The sequence below is a fragment of the Microbacterium paraoxydans genome (assembly GCF_019056515.1).
Lineage (GTDB): Bacteria > Actinomycetota > Actinomycetes > Actinomycetales > Microbacteriaceae > Microbacterium.
Genome location: NZ_CP064873.1, coordinates 3,136,316 through 3,158,874 on the forward strand (window position 1 = coordinate 3,136,316; position 22,559 = coordinate 3,158,874).

Annotated in this window: 19 protein-coding genes; 12 read left to right on the forward strand and 7 right to left on the reverse strand. The window is 72.1% G+C overall.

Annotated elements, in window-relative coordinates:
• Position 1 precedes the first annotated feature (1 nt).
• Positions 2–1,144, forward strand: coding sequence for an MFS transporter (locus IZR02_RS15375; protein ID WP_025104909.1), 1,143 nt, complete (start codon positions 2–4; stop codon positions 1,142–1,144).
• Between the two features lie 122 nt (positions 1,145–1,266).
• Entirely contained in the window at positions 1,267–1,668 is a 402-nt protein-coding gene (locus tag IZR02_RS15380; RefSeq protein ID WP_025104910.1) for a hypothetical protein, read from the forward strand.
• Between the two features lie 8 nt (positions 1,669–1,676).
• Here the strand turns inward: IZR02_RS15380 and IZR02_RS15385 are convergent, their stop codons facing one another.
• Together IZR02_RS15385 and pyrE are read right to left on the reverse strand one after the other, a co-directional pair.
• Positions 1,677–2,579 (reverse strand): ROK family protein, encoded by a 903-nt coding sequence (locus IZR02_RS15385; protein ID WP_025104911.1) that lies wholly within the window; start codon positions 2,577–2,579, stop codon positions 1,677–1,679.
• The gene (gene pyrE / locus IZR02_RS15390) at positions 2,576–3,136 is read right to left on the reverse strand and encodes an orotate phosphoribosyltransferase (RefSeq protein ID WP_025104912.1); all 561 of its coding nucleotides are present in this window, start codon (positions 3,134–3,136) and stop codon (positions 2,576–2,578) included. The genes IZR02_RS15385 and pyrE overlap by 4 nt, the downstream gene beginning before the upstream one ends.
• A gap of 37 nt (positions 3,137–3,173) precedes the next feature.
• Here pyrE and IZR02_RS15395 point away from each other — a divergent pair, with 37 nt between their 5' ends.
• Positions 3,174–4,019, forward strand: coding sequence for an exodeoxyribonuclease III (locus IZR02_RS15395; RefSeq protein ID WP_025104913.1), 846 nt, complete (start codon positions 3,174–3,176; stop codon positions 4,017–4,019).
• Between the two features lie 28 nt (positions 4,020–4,047).
• Positions 4,048–4,854 carry an HAD family hydrolase gene (locus IZR02_RS15400; RefSeq protein WP_025104914.1) on the forward strand — a complete coding sequence of 269 codons (807 nt, stop codon included), beginning with the start codon at positions 4,048–4,050 and terminating at the stop codon, positions 4,852–4,854.
• Between the two features lie 15 nt (positions 4,855–4,869).
• On the opposite strand, the gene IZR02_RS15405 is transcribed toward IZR02_RS15400, so the two are convergent.
• Positions 4,870–6,057, reverse strand: coding sequence for an MFS transporter (locus tag IZR02_RS15405; protein WP_025104915.1), 1,188 nt, complete (start codon positions 6,055–6,057; stop codon positions 4,870–4,872).
• Positions 6,058–6,136: 79 nt separating this feature from the next.
• Between IZR02_RS15405 and IZR02_RS15410 the strand changes: the two genes are divergently transcribed.
• The 5 genes from IZR02_RS15410 (at position 6,137) to IZR02_RS15430 (ending at position 11,366) form a co-directional block, all read left to right on the forward strand.
• A complete protein-coding gene (locus IZR02_RS15410; RefSeq protein WP_025104916.1) occupies positions 6,137–7,390 on the forward strand; it encodes a sensor histidine kinase in 1,254 nt (417 codons plus the stop codon).
• Complete coding sequence (locus IZR02_RS15415) at positions 7,387–8,076, forward strand: response regulator (protein ID WP_025104917.1); 690 nt, start codon at positions 7,387–7,389, stop codon at positions 8,074–8,076. The genes IZR02_RS15410 and IZR02_RS15415 overlap by 4 nt, the downstream gene beginning before the upstream one ends.
• A 38-nt stretch (positions 8,077–8,114) precedes the next feature.
• Complete coding sequence (locus IZR02_RS15420; protein WP_025104918.1) at positions 8,115–9,296, forward strand: benzoate/H(+) symporter BenE family transporter; 1,182 nt, start codon at positions 8,115–8,117, stop codon at positions 9,294–9,296.
• A 106-nt stretch (positions 9,297–9,402) separates the two neighbouring features.
• The gene (locus tag IZR02_RS15425) at positions 9,403–10,287 is read left to right on the forward strand and encodes an ABC transporter ATP-binding protein (protein WP_025104919.1); all 885 of its coding nucleotides are present in this window, start codon (positions 9,403–9,405) and stop codon (positions 10,285–10,287) included.
• Positions 10,284–11,366 carry an ABC transporter permease gene (locus IZR02_RS15430; protein WP_025104920.1) on the forward strand — a complete coding sequence of 361 codons (1,083 nt, stop codon included), beginning with the start codon at positions 10,284–10,286 and terminating at the stop codon, positions 11,364–11,366. Before IZR02_RS15425 ends, IZR02_RS15430 begins: the two co-directional genes overlap by 4 nt.
• An 84-nt stretch (positions 11,367–11,450) precedes the next feature.
• Here IZR02_RS15430 and IZR02_RS15435 read toward each other — a convergent pair whose 3' ends face one another.
• Positions 11,451–14,906, reverse strand: a complete 3,456-nt coding sequence (locus IZR02_RS15435; RefSeq protein ID WP_025104921.1) for a bifunctional proline dehydrogenase/L-glutamate gamma-semialdehyde dehydrogenase — start codon at positions 14,904–14,906, stop codon at positions 11,451–11,453.
• 137 nt (positions 14,907–15,043) lie between these two features.
• Here IZR02_RS15435 and IZR02_RS15440 point away from each other — a divergent pair, with 137 nt between their 5' ends.
• Both IZR02_RS15440 and IZR02_RS15445 read left to right on the forward strand, forming a co-directional pair.
• Entirely contained in the window at positions 15,044–15,952 is a 909-nt protein-coding gene (locus tag IZR02_RS15440) for a LysR substrate-binding domain-containing protein (protein WP_025104922.1), read from the forward strand.
• 99 nt (positions 15,953–16,051) lie between these two features.
• Positions 16,052–16,639, forward strand: coding sequence for a nitroreductase family protein (locus IZR02_RS15445; protein ID WP_025104923.1), 588 nt, complete (start codon positions 16,052–16,054; stop codon positions 16,637–16,639).
• Positions 16,640–16,706: 67 nt separating this feature from the next.
• Here the strand turns inward: IZR02_RS15445 and IZR02_RS15450 are convergent, their stop codons facing one another.
• Positions 16,707–18,917 carry an ATP-dependent Clp protease ATP-binding subunit gene (locus IZR02_RS15450; protein ID WP_081811630.1) on the reverse strand — a complete coding sequence of 737 codons (2,211 nt, stop codon included), beginning with the start codon at positions 18,915–18,917 and terminating at the stop codon, positions 16,707–16,709.
• Between the two features lie 85 nt (positions 18,918–19,002).
• On the reverse strand, positions 19,003–20,202 hold the full coding sequence (gene coaBC / locus IZR02_RS15455; protein WP_062765580.1) for a bifunctional phosphopantothenoylcysteine decarboxylase/phosphopantothenate--cysteine ligase CoaBC: 1,200 nt from the start codon (positions 20,200–20,202) through the stop codon (positions 19,003–19,005).
• Between the two features lie 87 nt (positions 20,203–20,289).
• On the opposite strand from coaBC, the gene IZR02_RS15460 reads away from it, so the two are divergent.
• Positions 20,290–20,988 carry an NRDE family protein gene (locus tag IZR02_RS15460; RefSeq protein WP_062765583.1) on the forward strand — a complete coding sequence of 233 codons (699 nt, stop codon included), beginning with the start codon at positions 20,290–20,292 and terminating at the stop codon, positions 20,986–20,988.
• A gap of 534 nt (positions 20,989–21,522) precedes the next feature.
• Here the strand turns inward: IZR02_RS15460 and IZR02_RS15465 are convergent.
• Entirely contained in the window at positions 21,523–22,491 is a 969-nt protein-coding gene (locus IZR02_RS15465) for a GlxA family transcriptional regulator (RefSeq protein ID WP_025102626.1), read from the reverse strand.
• Between the last annotated feature and the right edge of the window lie 68 nt (positions 22,492–22,559).

Sequence of the window (22,559 nt, forward strand, 5' to 3'; positions counted from 1 at the left end):
GATGAGCGCGAGCCGACTCCGCGTCGGGCTGTTCACGGCGTTCGGCGGCCTCGGCGTGACCGCGGCGTTCGTCCCGGCCGTCCTTCCGTCCGCAGAGCACGCGACGGACGCCGACCTGAGTGCCGCCGTGCCCGTCCTCTTCGCGGGACTCCTCGTGGGCGTGCTGCTGTCGGGCCCGCTCCTGGTGCGCCGACCGCCCCGGACGACGCTCGTGCTGGGCAGCCTCCTGCAGGCGGCCGCCATCGTCGGTGTCGCCCTCGCGACGGATCCGGGCGTCTTCATCGCGGCCGCCGCGCTCGCGGGGCTCGGGTTCGGTCTCGTCGAGGCCGCGGGCTCCGTGGCAGCCAAGGCCGCCAGCACGGGGAGCGCGACCGGGGTGCTGAGCGCCCTGATGGGCACGGTCGCCGTGTGCGCCGCCGTCACACCGCTCGTGGTCGCGCTCGGGGCCGGCGCCCGTCCGGCCCTGGCGCTGCTCGCGACCGTACCCGTGGCGACCGTCGCGGTGCTCGCCGGCGCCAGCACTCTCGCCCGTGCGACCGAGGCCCCGGCGCGACGGGATGCACGCTCCCTGCTCGTCCTCCTCCCCTTCGCGCTGGCTCTGCCCCTCTACGTCGGCGTGGAGACCGTCCTGTCGGGCTGGTCGGCCGTGATCCCGGAGCGGGCGCTCGCGATCGAGCCCGCCACCGCCGCCCTCGGCACCTCGGCCTTCTGGGCGCTGATGGCCGTCGGCCGCTTCGGCGCCGCCGCTCTCCGGCGCGCGGCGGTTCCGCCGCTCGCCCTGCTGGCGACCGCGACGGGGGCTGCCGCCGTCCTCCTGGTGCTCGCCGGCGAGCTCCTCGGCGAGCAGCCGGTCGCGGCGCTGCTCATCCTGGCCGTCGTGGTGGTCCTGCTGGCCCCGAGCTACGGCCTCATCCTCGGACTCGCGCTCGACCGACTCGATCCGGCCCGCAGCGCCGCGGTCACCGGGGCGCTCGTGGCCTGCGGCGCGGTCGGCGGCACGTTCGTCCCGACGCTCGTCCTGCTGATCGGGCGCGACCCGGCGTCGAGCGTCACGTTCCTCGTGTCCGCCGTGTTGTGCGCGGTCATCCCCGTGCTCATGCTCGTGGCGTCGCACTCCGGGCGCGCCGTCCCGGCGTTGCGGTGACCGACTCTTCCTCCCCCATCGAGCCTGCACGCGACCTCTTCACAGATGCCGGAATTCCGACCGGCGCCCGCACGGCGACCACGTATCGTCAAAGCCACACCCGCACCGAGGAAGGGAGCACCGTGTCCGCGGACACCCTCACGATCATCGTCAGCGCGATCGGCGTCGTGCTCACCCTCGGCGCGAGTCTGTTCGCGGCAGGGGCGTGGATGATCCGTCGCATCGACGAGCGTCTCGGCGCCGTCGACCACCGGCTCTCCACAGGCATCGGCTCCGTCGAAGAGAAGCTCGGCGCACGCATCGGCTCCGTCGAAGAGAAGCTCGGCGCACGCATCGACTCCGTCGAAGAGAAGCTCGGCGCACGCATCGACTCCGTCGAAGAGAAGCTCGGCGCACGCATCGACACCGTTGAAGAGAAGCTCGGCGCCCGCATCGATGCGGTGGCGGCGGACGTCACGGACCTGAAGATCGCCGTCGCCCGGCTCGAAGGGCCCCCGCGACACCTGCTCGTGTCAGGGAGCTGACACTCACGTCAGCGCAGGACGAGGGCGGCGGCGCCGATCAGCGGCCCCTCGTCGCCCAGGCCCGAGCGGACGACGAGGGTGCGACGGGAGTACTCGTGCACGGCGCTGGCGGTGAGAGCCTGCTGGACGAGGTCGATGTAGTCCGCCGACACCCGCGAGAAGCCGCCGCCGATGGCGACGACGTCGAGGTCGACGAGGGTGGCGGCATCGGCCAGTGCCTCCCCGACGGCGCGGGCCGAGCGCTCGATCGCCGCGCGGGCGACGGCGACACCGGCCTCGGCGTCCCGGGCCAGGTCCTCCCCGGTCGCGCCGGACCAGCCCTGCTCCCGCGCCCAGGCGGCACTGGCAGGTCCGGAGGCGATCTCCTCGAGAGTGAGCCCGCCCTCGCGGCGCACCTGCCCGAGGTGCCCGGCGTTGCCGCTCGCCCCGGGCACATACGCACCGCCCACGACGAAACCGCCGCCGACGCCGGTGGACACGACGATCGACAACGAGGCTCCCGCCTGCTGCGTCGCCCCCAGCCACGACTCCGCGAGCGCGAGCGCGCCGCCGTCGTGACCCAGGACCGCCGGGACGTCCCGTCCGAGTGCGGCCGAGGCCGCACGGGCGACCGCGTCGACGAGGCCGAACCCCCGCGCGAGGGGCATGTTCACCGGCAGGATCTCACCGCGGGTCCGATCCACGGGACCCGCGCTGCCGATCCCGGCGCCGACGAGCTCCGCGTCGGCAGGGAGGGCGGCGAGCGCATGCCGCACGATCGCGTCGACCGCCGCCGTCAGCGACGCCGACGTCGCCTCCCGACCGGTGGGCTGCCGGCTGCGGCTGCCGGGGACGAGCGTGCCGTCGTCGGCGACGAGGGCGGCCTCCATCTTCGTGCCGCCCACGTCGACGGCCAGCGCATAGCGGCTCACTGCGGGTCGAGTCCGAGATCGTCGAGGTCGAAGGCCGCGCGCCACTCCAGGCCCTCGGCCTCGATGGCGGCCTGCGCGCCGGTCTTGCGGTCGACGATCACCGCGACCGCGACGACCTCCGCACCTTCCTTGCGCAGCGCCTCGACCGCCTTGAGCGCGGACTGCCCGGTGGTCGAGGTGTCCTCCAGCACGACCACGCGCTTGCCCTTCACGTCGGCGCCCTCGATCTGGCGACCGCGTCCGTGGTCCTTCGGCTCCTTCCGCACGACGAACGCGTCGAGCGGACGGTCAGTGCCGACCGAGGCATGCAGGACGGCGTTCGCGATCGGGTCGGCGCCGAGCGTCAGACCGCCGACGGCGACGACGTCGAGATCGGCGATCAGGTCGAGCATGATGCGGCCGATGGCCGGGGCGGCGCGGTGGTCGAGGGTGAGCTTGCGCATGTCGACGTAGTACGTCGCCTTCTTGCCGCTGGAGAGGGTGAAATCGCCGTGGAACACCGCCTCGTCCGTGATGAGGGCGAGGAGGGTCTGGCGGTCTGCGTCGAGTGCGGTCACGGCATCCAGTGTAGGAGGCACACCCTAGGCTGGACGCATGCGCTTGGCCACCTGGAACGTCAACTCCATCCGCACCCGCGTCACCCGCACCGTCGAGTTCGCCGTCCGTGAAGACATCGACGTGCTCGCGATGCAGGAGGTGAAGTGCAAGCCGGAGCAGTTCCCATATGCGCCCTTCGAGGAGGCCGGCTACCACGTCGAGGTGCACGGCCTGAATCAGTGGAACGGCGTCGCCATCGCCAGCCGGCTGCCGATCACCGACGTCCGCACCGCCTTCGACGGCATGCCCGGGTTCGCGAAGGGCCACGAGGGCCCCGACGCCCCGCAGGAGGCGCGTGCCCTGGGCGTCATGGTCGACGGCGTGCGCGTCTGGAGCCTGTACGTGCCCAACGGCCGCTCGCTCGACGACCCGCACTACGTCTACAAGCTGCACTGGCTCGAGCAGCTCAAGCAGTCCACGGCGGACGAGCTGTCGGCGAATCCCGACCTTCCGCTCGCCCTCGTCGGCGACTTCAACATCATCCCGTTCGACCACGACAACGGCGATCCCGACATCGTGGTCGGCCGCTCCACCCACGTCTCCCCCGCCGAGCGCGACGCGTTCTTCGCGCTGACCGACGCGGGCGTGACCGACGTCGTGCGCCCGCTGCTCCCCGAGGGTTACACCTACTGGGACTACCAGCGGTTGAAGTTCCCGCGCAACGAGGGCATCCGGATCGACTTCATCCTCGGCTCGAAGACGTTCGCCGATGCCGTCACCGGGGCGTCGATCCACCGCAACGAGCGCAAGGGCGAGCAGCCCAGCGACCACGTGCCCGTGGTGGTCGATCTGGACTTCGGCGGCGACGACGCCGACGACGACCTGCCGATGATCTTCTCCTGACCCTTCGACAGGCTCAGGGACCTACCCCGTGCGGCTGATCGCGACCGACCTCGACGGCACCCTGATCGACAGCTCGTCCGCGGTGTCGCCGCGCACCCGTGCCGCGCTCGATGCCGCGCGGGACGCGGGCGTCGCGGTGGTGCCCGTCACTGCCCGCCAGCCGATCGGCCTGCGCGTGATCGCCGCCGACGCCGGCTTCGACGGGTGGGCGCTGTGCGGCAACGGCGCGTACGCGACACATCTCACCGAGGGCCGCATGCTGTTCGCCGAGGAGCTGCCGCCCGCGACGCTGCGCACTCTCGCCGACGCGCTGCGCGCCAGCGTCCCCGGCCTCCTCTTCGCGAGCGTGCGGGAGGGCGGCGAGACATTCGTCGCACAGCACGGCTATGCGGCGATCGCGCAGCTGTCCGACCACAAACGCGACCCCGCGACGATGGGCGGCGTGCCGCTGGACGAGGTGCTCGCGGCGCCGACGCTCAAGCTCGTGATCCGGCACCCCGAGCTCGCGCCCGCCGCACTCTTCGAGACCCTGCGATCCCTCGAGCTCACTGGCTTCGAGGCCACGCTGTCCGGCGCCCCGTTCGTCGAGGTCATGGCGCAGGGCGTCACGAAGGCCACGGGACTCGCGCGCCTCTGCACGCACCTCGGCATCGATCGCTCCGACGTCGTGGCGTTCGGAGACGCCCTCAACGACGTCGAGATGCTCCGCTGGGCCGGTCACGGCGTGGCCATGGCACACGCGGAACCCGTCGTGCAGGAGGCCGCGCACGAGACCACCGCGACCAACGACGACGACGGCGTGGCCCGCGTGATCGAGCGCCTGCTCGGCCCCTGAACCGGGCCGCCGCGGTCAGGCGGCCCCACTCGGACGGGCGTCGGCACGCGGCGGTCGGAGACCGAGGAGAGCCAGGGCGCCCGCTCCCGCCGTGAGCGCCGCGATGACGCCGATCCCGACCGCCGGTACCGTCGCCGTCGCCACAGCCCCCGCGACGAGCGGACCGCCCGCGTCGCCCAGCTCCCGGCCCAGCTCCGCGCTCCCCATCGTGCGCCCCATGCGCTCCGCGGGCGTCGATGCCGCGAGGTGCGAGAACGCCACCGGCGTGGCCAGCCCCACCCCGGCACCGACCAGCACACCCGTGAGGCACAACACGACCGGGGTCACCCAGAGGGCCGAGAGGCCTATGCCCACGCCGATGAGAAGCAGCCCGCCGACCGCCCCGAGGCGGACCGAGAGCCGGCCACGGTCGTGCGCCGCCCCGACCAGCGGCTGCACGATGCTCGACACGACCGCCAGTACCGTGACGATCGCCATGCTGCCCACGGTGCCGAGTCCGGCCTCCCGGCCGAGCAGGGGGAGGAAGCCGACGGCCACGGCGAGCGCGCCGGTCGTCGCCGCCAGCACCAGCGTCGGGACGAGGAATCCCGGGGCGAGGAGCTCCCAGCCGAGGTCCACGAGGGTCACCCGTTTCCGGGGCAGCACGGGCACGACCGGGACGGCGACCAGCACCCATCCCGCCGCGGCCAGCCCGAGCACGGCCAGGGCCCAGAACAGCGCCGGGATGCCGCCCGCCACCACGAGCAGCGCACCGAGCAGGGGGCCGAGCGCATATCCGAGACTCTTCCAGGAGCCGTAGCGGCCGAAGTACCGGCCACGCGACGCCTCGTCCGTCAACCGCGCCACCGCAGCGGAGGAGGCCGGCGAGAACGCCGAGGCCGCCGCCCCCTGGCCGAAGCGTGCGATCACGAGGCCGATCATTCCCGGGGCCATCGCTCCGACCACCGAGAACGCGGCGAAGGCCAGCAGCCCCCCGAGGATCACGGGACGCACCCCGACCCGGTCGCTGAGCGCCCCGAAGAGCGGCTTGAGCAGCACCTCCGCAAGGTCGTACAGCGCGAGCGTGAAGCCGAACGCCAGCAGCGTCCAGCCGATGTCCTCGGTCTCGGCGCCCAGGGCGGCTGCGATGCCGTGCGCGCCGAACGCGGTGGTGAAGCCGGCGAGGTAGAGCGGTGCCAGGCGCGGGCGCGTCGAGGAGGTCACACCTGATCCTGGCAGACGTACCGCTCGTCTCCGTCGCGCGGGGGATGCCGCGCGACGACCCCCGCCCTACGGTGGAGGGATGGCCTTCACCCGGACGCCGACCCTGCGAGACCAGCGCGGCGACCTCCTCCTCGCGCTCGTCCTCTTCGTCGGCGCGATCCTCAGCGCGGCGCTCTCCTCCATCGCCCAGGTCTACGGCGACGAACAGGCTCCGCTATGGACCGCCCTCGTCTACGCCGTCGTGGTGGCGGCGCCGCTCGGTTTCCGCCGGCGCTGGCCCGGCACCGTGGCCGTCGTGGTGTCGCTGGCCTACTTCACCGCGGTGACGATCCGAGTACCGGAGATCTACGTCGGCAACATCGCGATGTTCATCGCGCTCTACACGGTCGGCGCCTGGATGAACGACCGCCGGAAGGCCCTGATCGTCCGTGTCGCGATCATCGTCGGCATGTTCGTGTGGCTCCTCATCACCATGTACCGCGACGCCATCAGCGAGGCGGACAAGGCGGACGTCGTCGCCGGTGCCATGTCGCCCTATGTGGCCTTCATGCTCATCCAGATCCTCCTCAACGTCCTGTACTTCGGCGGCGCCTACTACTTCGGCGAGCGCTCCTGGGCGGCGGCGGAGCAGCGCACCGTGCTGGAGGAGCGCACCCGAGAGCTGGAGCGCGAGCGCGAGGTCACCGCAGCGCAGGCGGTGGCCCTCGACCGGGTGCGGATCGCCCGAGAGCTGCACGACGTCGTCGCCCACCATGTATCGGTGATGGGCGTGCAGGCGGGTGCCGCGCGCCTCGTGCTCGAGAGCGATCCGGCGCAGTCGGCGCGCATCCTCTCCGGGATCGAGTCCTCCGCGCGGGACGCGATCCAGGAGCTGCGCCAGCTGCTGGAGACGCTGCGCACTCCCGGCGGCGACACGACCGAGCCGGCATCGACCGTCTCCCTCGACGACATCGCCGCCCTCGCGGAGGCATCGACCGAGGCCGGCCTCCCCACCGCGTACGCCGTGATCGGCGATCCGGTGCCGGTGCCCTCGCTCGTCGCCGTGAACCTCTACCGCATCGCGCAGGAGTCGCTGACCAACGCCCGTCGGCACGCCGGGCCCGGGGCGACTGCGGACGTGCGCGTGCGCTACGACGAGGACGGCGTAGAGGTCGAGGTCGTGAACACCGGTCGTGCCATCGCCCAGCTGCGTCCCGGCCTCGGCCAGCTCGGGATGCGGGAGCGCGCGGCGGCCTCCGGCGGCACGTTCGAGATCGCTCCGCGCGCGCCCGGCGGGGTGCGGGTGCGAGCGCGGGTGCCGCTTGCCGCACCCGTGACGGAGGCCGCACGGTGACCGCGCCGATCCGGGTGCTCCTCGTCGACGACCACGCCCTCCTCCGCGCCGGCTTCCGCACGATCCTCGACACCCAGCCCGACATCACCGTCGTCGGCGAGGCCTCGACCGGGGCGGAGGCCATCGCGCAGGCCGCCGACCTGCGCCCTGACGTGATCACGATGGACGTGCAGATGCCGGACATGGACGGGATCGAGGCGACGCGCTGCCTCGTGGCCGACCCCTCGGTGAGTGCCGCGATCGCGATCGTGACGACGTTCGATCGCGACGACTACCTCTATCAGGCGCTCGAAGCCGGCGCGAGCGGATTCCTCCTCAAGAACGCGGGTGCCGAGGATCTCATCTCCGCGGTGCGCGCTCTCGCGGCCGGGGACGGCATGCCGGCACCCGAGGTGACGCGCCGCGTCCTCACCCGCTTCGCCGGAGCGACTCCGGAGACCGGCGCCGCTCCCGCCCGCGCGGTGACGAAGACGTCCACGACCCCCGTCCTCGCGGAACCGCTGACCGAACGGGAGGCCGAGGTGCTGACCCTGCTCGCCGATGCCCGCAGCAACGCCGAGATCGCCCGCGCCCTGTTCATCGGGGAGGCCACCGTGAAGACCCACGTCTCCCGCATCCTGCAGAAGCTCGGCGCCAGGGACCGCGTGCAGGCCGTCGTGCTCGCGCATCGGATGGGGCTGGCCTGACCGGCGGCGCTCCGCTCCCCCGCGATACTCTCGGAGCCATGCCCGCCGCCGCCCCCGTGTCCCGTCCGATCGTCGCCGGGATCGTCACGGCGCTCGTGGGGTTCACGAGCTCGTTCGCGGTGGTGCTCACGGGTCTCGATGCCGTCGGCGCGTCGGCGGCGCAGGCGGCCAGCGGACTCCTCGCCGTGAGCCTCGCGATGGGGCTCGCCTGCATCGTGCTGGCCTGGCGCTACCGGATGCCGATCACGGCCGCGTGGTCCACTCCCGGTGCCGCCCTGCTCGTGGCGACCGGCAGCGTCGAGGGCGGCTGGCCGGCCGCGGTCGGGGCCTTCCTCGTGACCGCGGCCGTCATCCTCCTCACGGCGCTCTGGCCCGCGCTCGGAGCCCTGATCGCGCGGATCCCTCCGTCGATCGCGCAGGCCATGCTGGCGGGGGTGCTGCTGCCGCTCTGCCTCGCGCCGATCACGGGGGTCGTCGCGAACCCCTGGGGCGTGGTCCCGGTGGTGCTGACCTGGCTGGTCTTCGCCCGACTGGCTCCCCGGTGGGCCGTGCCGCTGGCGTTCGTCGCCGCGGCCGCGGTCGTCGCCGTGTCGCTGGTCTCCGCGGGGACCCGGGTCGACCCGGCCGTCCTCCTGCCACGGTTCGAGCTGACGATGCCGGCCTTCACGGTCGGGGCCCTGGTCGGCATCGCCCTGCCGCTGTTCATCGTGACCATGGCGTCGCAGAACGTGCCGGGTATCGCGATCATGCGCAGCTTCGGTTACGAGGTCCCGTGGCGTCCGGCGATGCTCGTGACCGGTCTGGGCACGGCCCTCGGCGCTCCGGCCGGCGGGCACGCGATCAACCTCGCCGCCATCAGTGCGGCCCTCGCCGCGTCCCCCGACGCCGATCCCGACCCCGACCGGCGCTGGCTCGCCGGGGTCTCCACGGGGGCGTCCTATCTCGTGCTGGGGGCGTTCTCCGCCGCCTTCGCGACCCTCGTCGTGCTCGCCCCGACGGCGGTCATCCCGGCGGTCGCGGGACTCGCGCTGTTCGGCGCCTTCGGCGCGGCCGTCCAGCAGGCGATCGACGACCCCGGCGAGCGCCTCCCCGCGGTCGTCACGTTCCTCGTCGCCGCCTCCGGCATCGCCGTGCTCGGGGTGAGCGCGGCATTCTGGGCACTGGTCGCCGGCCTGCTCGTGCGCACGGTGCTGCACGCCGGCCGTCCGCCCCGCGGCTGATCCGTGGCAGTCCCCCCTGCGGGGGATGCCCCGCCCCGCCCGTGCTCAATAGCGTGAAGGTCATGCGGATCACCTTCGGACGGAGCACCACGACATGACCACCGGACTGCTGGAACTCTCCGGCATCACCAAGAGCTACGGCAGCCGCCGGGTGCTGGACGACGTGTCGTTCACGGTCGCGCCGGGCCGGCTCACCGGCTTCGTCGGCGGCAACGGCGCCGGCAAGACCACGACCATGCGCATCATCCTCGGGCTGCTCTCCTCGGACGGCGGACGAGTCGACCTCGACGGGGCGCCCCTCACCACCGCCGACCGCCGTCGCTTCGGCTACATGCCCGAGGAGCGCGGCCTGTACCCGAAGATGAAGGTCCTGGAGCAGATCGTCTACCTCGCGCGCCTCCACGGGTTCAGCAAGCCGGACGCGACGGAGCGGGCGACCGCGCTGCTCACGGAGCTCGGACTCGGCGAGCGCCTCGACGACACGATCGAGTCGCTGTCGCTGGGCAACCAGCAGCGGGCGCAGATCGCCGCGTCGCTCGTGCACGACCCCGAGGTGCTGATCCTCGACGAGCCCTTCTCCGGCCTGGACCCCCTCGCGGTGGACGTCGTCGCCGGCGTGCTGCAGGCCAGCGCAGCCCGCGGCGCCTCGATCCTCTTCTCCTCCCACCAGCTCGACGTGGTCGAGCGCCTCTGCGACGACCTCGTCATCCTCGCCGGGGGCACCATCCGTGCCGCCGGGTCCCGGGACGGGCTCCGCGCCGAGCACGCCCGCGACCGGTACGAGCTCATCTCCGCGGGCGACGCCGGGTGGCTGCGCACCGAACCCGGGGTCACGGTCATCGACTTCGAGGGCGGCTACGCGCTCTTCGATGCGGACGGCCCCGACACCGCCCAGCGCGTGCTGCAGTCGGCGGTCGCGCGCGGCGACGTCGCGAGCTTCGCGCCCAAGCACCCCTCCCTCGCCCAGATCTTCAAGGAGGTCATCCAGTGAACGCCTCGACCCCCGCGCGGAACGGGATCTGGCTGGTCGCCGAGCGGGAGATCGGCTCCAAGCTCCGCAGCAAGGCGTTCCTGATCTCGACCGGCATCCTGCTCGTCCTCGCCCTCGCCGGCGTGCTGTTCGGCGGCTTCGCGAGTCAGAACACCGACGCCATGCCCGTCGCGGTGACCGCGGAGACCACAGGCGCCGTGTCCGCGCTGCCCGACGTCGAGGTGACCGAGGTCGCCTCCCGCGCCGAGGCCGAGGAGCTGGTCCGCGACGGCGACGTCGACGCGGCGGTGCTCCCGGGCGACAACCCCGCCGGATACACGATCGTCGCCCTGGAGGATGCGCCCTCATCGCTCGTGTCCGCGCTGTCGCTCTCGCCCGAGGTCGTGATCCTCGAACCTGTCACCACCAACCCGCTGCTGCGCTACTTCATCGCGATCGCCTTCGGGCTCGTCTTCATGATGGCCGCAGCGACCTTCGGCGGCACCATCGCGCAGAGCGTGGTCGAGGAGAAGCAGACCAGGGTCGTGGAGGTGCTGCTGTCGGCGATCCCGGCACGCACGCTGCTCGCCGGCAAGGTGATCGGCAACACGGTGCTCGCGATGGGACAGATCCTCGCCCTCGCGGCCGTCGCCACGATCGGCCTCATCGTGACGGGTCAGCGGGAGGTGCTGACCACCCTCGGCGCCCCCATCATCTGGTTCGCGGTGTTCTTCCTGTTCGGGTTCATCCTGCTCGCGGCGATGTTCGCGGCGGCGGCCTCCATGGTGTCCCGCCAGGAGGACATCGGCTCGACGACGACCCCCATCACGATGCTCATCATGGCGCCGTACGTGCTGGTGATCGTGTTCAACGACAACCCGCTGGTGCTGACGATCATGTCGTACGTGCCGTTCTCGGCTCCGGTCGGCATGCCCATGCGCTTGTTCGTCGGCGAGGCGCAGTGGTGGGAGCCGCTCCTGAGCCTCGCGATCCTCCTGGCGAGCTGCGTCGCGGCGATCGTCGTCGGCGCGAAGATCTACGAGAACTCCCTGCTCCGGATGGGCTCGCGCGTGAAGCTCGCCGAGGCTCTGCGCGGCTGATCCCGAGACCCCGCTTTCGCGCCGAGACCCCCTGCTGCACGCGCGTGCAGCAGGGGGTCTCGGCGTGTACCCGGGGTCTCGGCGTCAGAGGAGGCCGTCGGAGAGGGTGGTGGGGTTGCCGAAGCGGTGGTTGGTGATCGACACGGCCTGCTCGTGCAGGAACGGGAGCATCTCGACCCGGCCCGCTCCGGTCACGGCGTGCGACCATACCGCGACGTCGGGGCTGCCGTCGAGGGCCGTGTGCAGCGCGGCGGCATCGCCACCGACGAGCCGCACCCGCTGCCACGACCGGGCGCCCTTCGCGTAGCGCTTGGTCCACGCGGCATCCGACTCGGTCTTCACGGCCACGCCCTGGGCCTTGAGCGCCTTCTCCACGCGGGACGGCAGCGACGCCGCCGACACGGTGAACGGACTGCCGCTGCGCAGTGCCGCGGCGAGCACACGGACTCCCTCGGCCAGCGGCGCGTCCTCGGCGATCCGCACGTCGACCGCAACCGGACGGTACCGGAACACGTTGCGCTCGACGCCGAGTCCGGACTTGTCGCTCACGGCGCCGAACTCGTCGATCCACGCCCGCTCATCGGCGGCCGCGGCGCGGTGCAGCCACTCGATGCCCACGGGGTCGAGCTCGGGCGCAGCCGCCTCCAGCAGTCCGGTCACGGCCGGGGTCACCGCTGCCCCCGATGCTGCGGCGGGCAGCTCGCCCGCACGCCACTCACCGAGACCGAAGAGGTAGTTCGGGCCGCCGGCCTTGGCTCCGGCGCCCACGGCCGAGCGCTTCCAGCCGCCGAACGGCTGGCGCTGCACGATGGCGCCGGTGATGCCCCGGTTCACGTACAGGTTGCCGGCCTCGACGCGGTCCAGCCAGGTCGCGACCTCGGCGGAGTCCAGCGAGTGCAGCCCCGCGGTGAGGCCGTAGTCGACGGCGTTCTGCAGCCGGATGGCCTCGTCGAGGTCCTTCGCGTGCATGATGCCGAGCACGGGTCCGAAGAACTCGGTCAGGTGGAAGTACGAGCCCTCGCGCACGCCGGTCTTCACCCCCGGGGTCCACTGCTTCCCCTCGTCGTCGAGCTTCCGGGGCTCCACGAGCCAGCGCTCGCCCTTGTCGAGGGTGGTGAGCGCGGTGAGGAGCTTGCCGTTCGCGGGCTCGATGATCGGCCCCATCTGCGTGGCGGGGTCATCGGGCAGCCCGACGCGCATCGAGGTGACCGCGTCCACGAGCTGCCGCTCGAAGCGCTTCGAGTCGGCCACCGACCCGACGAGGATCGCCAGCGACGCGGCCGAGCACTTCTGCCCGGCGTGGCCGAACGCGCTGCGGGCGACGTCGGCGGCCGCGAGGTCGAGGTCGGCCGACGGCGTCACGATGATGGCGTTCTTGCCGCTCGTCTCGGCGAGCAGCGGCAGGTCGGCACGGAAGGAGCGGAAGAGCTGCGCGGTCTCGTAGGCCCCGGTGAGGATGACCCGGTCGACCTGGGGGCTCGCGACCAGTCGGGTGCCGAGGTCGCGGGAGGCGAGGTCGACGAGGGCGAGCAGATCGCGCGGGACGCCCGCGGCCCACAGTGCCTCGACCATCACGGCACCGCACCGCTGGGTGAGCTTCGCGGGCTTGATGATCACACCGGATCCGGAGGCGAGGCCGGCGAGCACACCGCCGGCGGGGATCGCCACGGGGAAGTTCCACGGCGGCGTGACCACGGTCACCTTCGACGGCACGAACTCGGCGCCGGGGATGGCCTCGAGATCCTTCGCCCGCTCGGCGTAGTAGTGCGCGAAGTCAATCGCCTCGCTGACCTCGGGGTCGGCTTCCGCGATGGTCTTGCCGGCCTCGTGCGCCATGATCTCCAGCAGCTCGCCGCGGCGGGCGGCGAGCTCGTCGCCCGCGCGGTGCAGGACGGCGGCGCGCTCGGCGGCGGGGAGCGCCGCCCACCTCTCGGCGGCGGACGTGGCGGCGGCGAACACGGCGTCCAGCTCGGCGTCGGTCTCGATGCGGGCGGCCGCGATCGCGTCCCGGCCGAGCGTCGACGACACCGAGCGCTGCAGGATCTCCCGGCCCCAGGCACGGTTCGCGGCGAGCGCCGGATCGGTGTCGGGCTCGTTCGCGAAGCCGTCCGTGGTGCCGTCAGGGCGCGGGGCCGTGCGGTCCTGCGTGCGGTTCGGGGCGGGTACCGACGGGTCGGCGACGAGCGCGGCGAGAGAGCGCTCGAAGCGCTCCCGCTCGCGGGTGAGCAGAGTCGGGTTCGACGCCAGCTCGAACACGGCGGACATGAAGTTCTCGGGGCTCGCGTTCTCCTCGAGGCGCCGCACGAGGTACGCGATCGCGACATCGAACTCCGCCGGGTTCACGACCGGCGTGTAGAGCAGGAGGCGGCCGACGTCCTTGCGGACGGCCTCGGCCTGCCCGGTCGCCATGCCGAGCAACATCTCGTACTCCACGGCCTCTGTCACACCGCGGGCCTTCGCGAGCAGCCAGGTGTAGGCGATGTCGAAGAGGTTGTGACCGGCGACGCCGATGCGCACGGCGTCGAGCCGCTCGGGCGTCATCGCCCAGTCGAGCACGCGCTTGTAGTTCGTGTCGGAGTCCTGCTTGGTGCCGTAGGTCGCGAGCGGCCAGCCGTGCACCTTCGCGTCGACCTCCTCCATCGCGAGGTTCGCGCCCTTGACCACGCGCACCTTGATCGGCGCTCCGCCCTTGGCGCGGCGTGCGGCGGCCCACTCCTGGAGACGCTGCATGGCGCTGAGCGCATCGGGCAGGTAGGCCTGCAGCACGATGCCGGCCTCGAGGTCTTCCAGGCCGGGCTGGTCGAGGATGCTCGTGAAGGCCGCGATCGTGAGGTCGAGATCGCGGTACTCCTCCATGTCGAGGTTGATGAACTTCTGGGTCCCGGTGCGGGCGCCCTTGGCCTCGGCCTTCGCCGCGAGCCGGTACAGCGGGGTGAGCTTCTCGACGACGTCGGCGACGGCCTCGTCGAACGACCACATGGAGAGCTGGCTGACGACGCTCGAGACCTTGATCGAGACGTAGTCGACGTCCGGACGGGCGAGGAAGTCGTACGTGCCCTGCAGTCGTCGGCCCGCCTCGCGCTCGCCGAGCACGGCCTCGCCGAGGAGGTTCAGGTTCAGACGGTTGCCGGTCTTGCGGAGCTTGGCGATCGCGGGGCCGAGCTTGGACGGCGTGGCGTCGAGCACGAGGTGGCCCACCATGGCCCGCAGCACGCGCCGCGAGATCGGGACGACGACGTTCGGGAGTTTCGGCGCCCAGAACCCACCGGCCTTGATGGCGGCACGGAGGTAGCCGGGCAGCAGCGTGGGCGTGATGTCGGACAGCTCGGCGAGCTTGCGGCCGGCGACCCGCAGATCCTCCGGACGCATGACGCCGTCGACGAAGCCGACCGTGAAGGCGAGGCCGTTCGGATCCTTGAGCACTTCGGACAGGCGCTGCGCGGCCGGCTCGACCGGGTGGGTCTCGCTCTCGGCGAGCCAGCGCTGCACGAGCGCGGCGACCTCTTCGGTGCGGGGGGTGGTGTCGTCGATGACGGTCATGAAGCGGGGTACCTTCCTCGGCCTCGCACACCCGGGTGTCGTGTGCGGCTGGATCATTGTCCAGCCGGTCGGTAGGCTCCGTCTATCAACCGATTCGAGTGGATTCTGTTCACTCTTCCCGAACGATCGGAACCGCCGTGCTCGACGTCCATCGCCTGCGTCTGCTCGTGGAGCTGTCGCGTCGCGGGACCCTCTCCGCCGTGGCGGATGCGCTGTCCTACAGCAAGGCCTCCGTGTCCCAGCAGCTCGCCGCGCTGGAGCGTGATGTCGGGGTGCCACTGCTGCGTCGGGTCGGTCGCGGCGTGCAGTTCACGCCGCAGGGGAACGTCCTGGTGGCCGAGGCCATCGGCATCCTCGATCAGCTCGAGCACGCCCAGGTCGCCGTCGCCGAGTCGCTCACCGAGGTGACCGGCACCGTGCGCCTCGCGGTCTTCCAGTCCACCGCGCACTCCCTGCTGCCCCGCGCGCTCGCAGCCCTCGGCGCGCGCCACCCCGCCCTGCGCGTCGAGGTGACCGAGCGCGACCCCGAGTCCGGGCTGGTGGGCGTCTCCAGCCGCGACTACGACCTCATCCTCGCGGAGCAGTATCCGGGCCATACGCGTCCCATCCACGCCGACCTCGACCGCGTGGTGCTCGCCCACGACGCCATCGCGCTCGCCCGGCGTCCGGGAGCGTCGGAGTCCGCCGATCCCGTCGCGGCCCTGTGGGCGACCCGCGCCGAGCCGTGGGTGCTCGAACCCGCCGGGACCGCCTCCCGCGCGTGGGCCGAGCAGCTCTGCCGCACCGCCGGGTTCGAGCCCGACGTGCGCTTCGAGCTCGCCGACCTCACCGCGCACGTCCGGCTCATCCACGCGGGACTCGCGGTCGGGCTGCTCCCCGAGCTCGTGTGGGCGGGCGACACCCCGACGGTCGACCTCGCACCGCTGCCGCAGGAGCCGCGCCGGGAGATCTTCTCCTCCGCGCGTCGGGTCTCCGCGGACGCCCCGTCGATCCGCGCCGTCCGCGCCGCGCTCGCCGACGCCGCCTCCCGCAACCTCCTGGACTGACCCGAACCGACCTCCGGGAATATGCATGCACATGCATCGGTTCATCCCCCGTGTACCCGGACGACGGCGTCCGATCCCCTCCGTCCGAAAGGCACTTCCGTGAGCACTCCCGTCATCGACCGCACCGCCCCGACCGAGCACCCCGTCCTCGACGTCCTCGCCGGCCGCTGGAGCCCCCGCGCCTACGACGCGCAGCACCCGATCGACGAGGCCAAGCTCGCCACCGCTCTCGAGGCCGCCCGCTGGAGCCCCTCCGCCAACAACATCCAGCCCTGGCGCTTCATCGTCGCCCGCCGCGGCACCGCCCTGCACGCCCAGATCGTCGACGCGCTCATGGGCTTCAACCAGGCCTGGGCCGGCAACGCGGCCGTCCTCGTCGTCGCGATCGCCGAGACCGCGACCGCCGACGGCACGCCGATCAGCCACGCGTTCTACGACCTCGGCCAGGCCGTGGCGCACTTCTCCGTGCAGGCCCACCACGACGGCCTCGTCGTGCACCAGATGAGCGGCTTCGACCCCGAGGTCGTCCGCGAGTTCGCCGACCTGGAGCCCCGCTTCACCCCCGCCACCGTCATCGCCGTCGGCGAGTTCGGCGACATCGAGGCTCTGCCGGAGGTGCTGCAGGAGCGCGAGGTCGCCCCGCGCGTGCGCCGTCCGATCGCGGAGACGGTCGTCCTCAGCGCCTGAGCAGCGACACACGAAAGGCCCGGTAGGCGTCACGCCTACCGGGCCTTTCGTCGTCTGCCGATCCCGATCAGTCGTCGAGCAGCTCGGCCTCGATCACGTCGTCGTCCTCGACCTCCGGCTCGGGAGTCGTCGCGGTGAGCACGAGGCCCGTGCCGTCGGCCGCCACGTCCACCCGGACGGTGTCGCCGTCGTGCACGCCACCCGAGAGGAGGGCGGTCGCCAGCTTGTTCTGCACCTCGGTCTGGATGAGGCGACGCAGCGGGCGGGCGCCGAACACCGGGTCATACCCGCGCTCGGCCAGCCACGACCGCGCCCCGGGAGTGACCGCGAGCGTGAGCCGACGGTCGCGCAGCCGGTCGTGCAGCTGATCGACCGACAGCTCCACGATCTGCGCGAGGTCGTCTTCGGTGAGGGCCTGGAACATCACGATGTCGTCGAGACGGTTGAGGAACTCCGGCCGGAACGCCTGGCGAACGAGCGCCATCACCTGCTCCCGCTTCTCCTCCACGGAGAGCACGGGGTCGATGAGGATCGGCGAGCCCAGGTTGGAGGTCAGGATGAGGATCACGTTCGAGAAGTCGACCGTGCGCCCCTGTCCGTCGGTCAGCCGCCCGTCATCGAGCACCTGCAGCAGCACGTCGAACACCTCGGGGTGCGCCTTCTCGACCTCGTCGAGCAGGATCACGCTGTACGGACGCCGGCGCACGGCCTCGGTGAGCTGACCGCCCTGCTCGTAGCCGACGTACCCGGGAGGGGCGCCGACGAGCCGCGAGACGGAGTGCTTCTCGCCGTACTCCGACATGTCGATGCGCACCATGGCGTGCTCATCGTCGAAGAGGAACTGCGCGAGCGCCTTGGCCAGCTCGGTCTTCCCGACACCGGTCGGGCCGAGGAACAGGAACGAGCCGGTGGGGCGACCGGGATCGCTGATCCCCGCGCGCGAGCGGCGCACCGCGTCGGACACCGCCTTGACGGCGTCCTTCTGGCCGATGAGGCGCTTGCCGAGCTCGTTCTCCAGGTGCAGGAGCTTCTCGCTCTCGCCCTGCAGCAGCCGCCCGACCGGGATGCCGGTCCAGGCCGCGATCACGGCCGCGATGTCCTCCTCGGTGACCTGCTCGTTCACCATGCGCGGTTCGCTCGAGGCGGTGGCCTCGGCCTGCTCGGCTTCGGCGATGTCGCGCTCCAGGCGCTTGATCGTCTCGTACTCGAGCTTCGACGCCTTCGTGTAGTCGGCGTTGCGCATGGCGAGGTCGCGCTGGGTGATCGCGTCGTCGAGCTGCTTCTTCAGCTCCCCGACCCGGTTCAGGCCCTGCCGCTCCCGCGCCCATCGGGCCTCGAGTCCGGCGAGCTCCTTCTCGAGCTCGACGAGGTGCTCGCGGAGGGTTCCGAGGCGCTCCTTGGACGCGGCGTCCTTCTCCCGCTTGAGCGCGAGCTCCTCCAGCTTCAGCCGGTCGACCTGACGCTTGAGCTGGTCGATCTCGACGGGAGAGGAGTCGATCTCCATCTTCAGACGCGACATCGACTCGTCGATCAGGTCGATGGCCTTGTCCGGCAGCTGCCGCGCGGGCAGGTAGCGGTTGGAGAGCGAGGCCGCGGCCACGAGCGCGCTGTCGGAGATGGTCACCCCGTGGTGCGCCTCGTAACGCCCCTTGAGCCCGCGGAGGATCGCGATCGTGTCCTCGACCGTCGGCTCGCCGACGTACACCTGCTGGAAGCGCCGCTCGAGGGCGGCGTCCTTCTCGATGAACTCGCGGTACTCGTTGAGGGTGGTGGCGCCGATGAGCCGCAGCTCGCCGCGGGCCAGCATCGGCTTGAGCATGTTCGAAGCCGCGACCGACCCCTCGCCCCCGCCCGCGCCCATGAGCACGTGCAGCTCGTCGATGAACGTGATGATCCGGCCGTCCGACTCGGTGATCTCCTTGAGCACCTGCTTCAGGCGCTCCTCGAACTGGCCGCGGTACATGGCGCCCGCGACGAGCGCGGAGATGTCGAGCGAGACGAGTTCCTTGTCCTTGAGGGACTCGGCGACGTCGCCTGCGACGATGCGCTGCGCGAGGCCTTCGACCACCGCGGTCTTGCCGACGCCGGGCTCACCGATCAGCACCGGGTTGTTCTTGGTGCGGCGGGTGAGCACCTGGCTGACGCGCCGGATCTCACTGTCCCGTCCGATGACGGGGTCGAGCTTGCCCTCGCGGGCACGGTCGGTCAGGTTGATGCCGAACTGCTCGAGGGCGGACTGCTGTTCCTGGTTCGGGGATCCGGTCTGCGGGGTGGTCATGCGCTCCTCCTGGAGATGCTCCTTCTGAAAGTTGAGTTTGATTGACTCAAGTTTAGCATTCGGCGGTGCGCGGCTCCACCACCTCTCACCTCTCGCGGGCGACCTCGTCCCAGACGGCCGCCGCCACCTCGCGCTTGGTCCCGGCCGCGGTCCGTGCCAGGGCTCCTCCGCGACCGAGGATGTGCACGGCGTTCTCGCCACGTTCGAAACCCTGCTCCCAGCCGACCTCGTTCACCACCAGGAGGTCGACCCCCTTGCGCTCCTGCTTGCCGCGGGCGCGCGCGAGCAGCTCGGCCTCGTCCTCCGGGGTCTCCGCCGCGAACGCGACGATGAGCTGCCCTTCCCGCCGGGTGTCGACGAGCGCGGCGACGATGTCCTCGTTCTCGACGAGTTCGATCGTGCCGACGCCGCCGCGGTCCTTGGTGAGCTTCCGGGCGGAGACCTCGACCGGGCGGTAGTCGGCCACCGCCGCCGCCATCAGCACGACGTCGGCCGTCGCCGCCTCCTCCTTCATCGCCGCGGACAGCTCGGCGGCCGTGCCGACCCGGACGGTCCCGATGTGCGGGTGGCGGGCCTCCGCGAGCACGTCACCGGCGACGTTCGCCGCGACGAGCGTCACCTCCGCGCCGCGCGCCGCCGCCTCCGCCGCGAGCGCGACTCCCTGGCGCCCGCTGCTCCGGTTGCCGAGGAAGCGCACCGGATCGATGGGCTCCCGCGTGCCGCCCACCGAGACGACGACCCGCACGCCCGCGAGGTCGCCCGGGGCCAGCAGCGCCTGCGCTGCGGCAAGGATCTCCTCCGGCTCGATCATGCGACCGGGGCCGCTGTCGCCGCCGGCCAGTTCGCCGTCGGCAGGGCCGACCACGTGCACGCCGCGGTCCCGGAGCGTCGCCATGTTCGCCTGCGTGGCGGGGTTCCGCCACATCTCCGCGTGCATCGCGGGGGCGACGAGCACCGGCGCCTCGGTCGCGAGCAGCGTCGTGCCGAGGAGGTCGTCGGCGAGGCCCGCGGCCATCTTCGCGAGGGAGTTCGCCGTGGCCGGGGCGATCACGACGAGGTCCGCCCCCTGCCCCAGTGCGACGTGCCGGACGCGGGCGACGTCCTCATGCACGCTCGTCGTCACCGGGTGCCGGCTCAGTGCCTCCCAGGTCGGCAGGCCCACGAAGCGCAGCGCATCCTCCGTGGGCACGACGGTCACGTCATGACCGGCCTTGGTGAGCAGGCGCACGAGGTGCACCGTCTTGTACGCGGCGATGCCGCCCGTGACTCCCACGACGATGTTCACGCCTCGATTCTGCCCCAGGGTGCGGACGCCCGGGCCGTCGCGGGCGGATCCGTCCCCGCCCGCCCCGGCCGACCTAGACTCGGAGGCGTGTGCACGGTGGTGATCGATGTCGAGACTCCGGGATCCGCGCGGCTGCTGGCCGTCCGCGACGAGGACCCGACCCGGGAGTGGGACGCCCTGGGCGCGTGGTGGCCCGAGGAGTATCCGGGGGTGATCGGCATCCGCGACCGCCGCGCCGGTGGGGCCTGGCTCGCCGTGAACCCCGCCGAACGACGCCTCGCCGTGCTCCTCAACCGCGCCGATGTGCAGGACCTCTCCGCGACCGCGGCCGTCTCCCGCGGCACCCTTCCGCTCGCCGCGGTCACCGGGCGTTCTCCGCAGGGAGCCCCGCCGATGCACGGCTTCAATCTGCTCGAAGTCGGTCCGGAGGGCGCGCGAGTGCTCTCGTGGGACGGTGCCGAGCTGCGGGAGACCCCGATCGAGCCCGGAACCCACATGATCGCCCACGACGACCTCGACGACGAGGAGACCCCGCGCATCGCCGCGTGGCTCCCGGAGTTCCGGGCGCTCGGGCCCGCCGCGGCGAGCGCCGACTGGACGGCCGAGTGGACCGCTCTCCTCGGATCCTCGGCGACCCTGCCCCCGGAAGACGACCGCGCCATCATCCGGGACAACCGCCCGCACGGGTACCCGACGCAGTCCCTCCTCTACGCGGTCGCCACGGTCACGCCCGCCGGGGTCGACGTCCGCGACGTCACCCTCCCCTCTCCCGCCCACTGGCACTGACCCGCTCCGCCCCACCCCCTCCGCCCCCCCTCTCGCGCCGCGGGATGAAAACAGCACCCCCGCCGTCCGCGGCCCCTTTCTAATCCCGCCCGCCCCGCCGCTTCCCGCCCAGGATCGAAAACGCACCACACCGCCCATCCCGCGGGACCTTTCTGATACCGCACCGATGCGGGCGAGCCCGCCCTCGGTTGGACGAGATCCGCTGCGGAGCTTGGGGGGCGATGCCCGCCGGGCGGGGCTGGACCAGAATGCCGGGGCCTGTCGCGGGACCGTTCGGCCTGATGCGGGACGGCAAACGCTCCGGATCCGGCCAGGTGCCGCGCGTCCTTGATCCCGCACGACAGCGGGGGACGGTCGCGAGGCCGACGGGCAGAAGCGGGACGGAAAACGCCCCGGACGCGGGGCGCTCGCGCACGTTTTCGATCCCGCACAACTGCGGGGGCGGGTAGGGGGACGGTGGCGGGACAGAAAGTGGGCCGGATGCGTGGAAACGGGGCACGAAATTGATCCCGCACGGCCGAGGGAAGGGCGAGGTCAGGCGGCGGGGAGGGCGTCGGCGCAGGAGAAGCGGGCGCGGTAGGCGGTGGGAGTCACACCCAGCACGCGGGCGAAGTTCTGCCGGAGGACGGCCGCGGAACCGAAGCCGCAGTCCGTCGCGATGTGTTCGAGCGGAAGATCGGTGCGCTCGAGGAGACGCTGGGCCTGGATGATCCGCTGCCGGCCGAGCCACGCGGCAGGGGTCGCCCCGTACTCGGCCTTGAAGCGGCGCGCGAAGGTCCGCGGCGACATCAGCGCCCGGGCCGCGAGCTGGTCGACCGTCAGGTCTTCGCGGAGGTTCTCCACCGCCCAGTCGGCCACCACGGCGAGCGAATCCGTGGGCGCGACCGGGATGGGGCGATCGATGAACTGCGCCTGACCACCGTCCCGTTGCGGCGGCACCACCATCCGACGCGCGATCCGGTTGGTGATCTCCGCCCCGAGCTCCTGTCGCAGCAGGTGCAGGCAGGCGTCGATGCCGGCAGCGGTGCCCGCACTCGTGATGATGCGGCCGTCCTGGACGAAGAGCACGTCCGGATCGATGTCGACGGCGGGGTACATGTCGGCCATCGTGTGGGCGTACATCCAGTGCGTCGTCGCCCGCCGTCCGTCCAGGACCCCGGCCGCGGCGAGGATGAACGAGCCGCTGCAGACGCTCATGACCCACGCTCCGCGCGCCACGGCCTCGCGGGCCAGGTCGACGAGGAGCGGGTCGATGTCGCCCCAGACCTCGCGCGGCACCGGGCAGAACACGACGAGGTCGGCCTCCGCGGCGAAGGACAGATCGTGCTCCACGTTGATGGAGAAGCCGATCTTGGAGCGCACGACCCCGGGCTGCGGGGCGACGATGCGGAAGTCGAAGTTCGGCACCCCGTCGGCCGACCGGTCGAGGCCGAACGCCTCGCAGGCGACCCCGAACTCGAACGGCGCGAAGCCATCCTGCACCACGCACGCGACGGTCTTCATCACATCTCCCGGAATGGCAGTTTTCCTACGCACAGTGCCCGGTCCGCCACTCGTGGCAGCATCACACC

Bases quoted from the DNA above. Each gene is read 5' to 3' on its own strand.
- IZR02_RS15375 (WP_025104909.1), top strand. From the start codon at position 2: ATGAGCGCGAGCCGACTCCGCGTCGGGCTGTTCACGGCGTTCGGCGGC.
- IZR02_RS15395 (WP_025104913.1), top strand. From the start codon at position 3,174: ATGCGCTTGGCCACCTGGAACGTCAACTCCATCCGCACCCGCGTCACC.
- IZR02_RS15410 (WP_025104916.1), top strand. From the start codon at position 6,137: ATGGCCTTCACCCGGACGCCGACCCTGCGAGACCAGCGCGGCGACCTC.
- IZR02_RS15420 (WP_025104918.1), top strand. From the start codon at position 8,115: ATGCCCGCCGCCGCCCCCGTGTCCCGTCCGATCGTCGCCGGGATCGTC.
- IZR02_RS15435 (WP_025104921.1), bottom strand. From the start codon at position 14,906: ATGACCGTCATCGACGACACCACCCCCCGCACCGAAGAGGTCGCCGCG.
- IZR02_RS15450 (WP_081811630.1), bottom strand. From the start codon at position 18,917: ATGACCACCCCGCAGACCGGATCCCCGAACCAGGAACAGCAGTCCGCC.
- IZR02_RS15465 (WP_025102626.1), bottom strand. From the start codon at position 22,491: ATGAAGACCGTCGCGTGCGTGGTGCAGGATGGCTTCGCGCCGTTCGAG.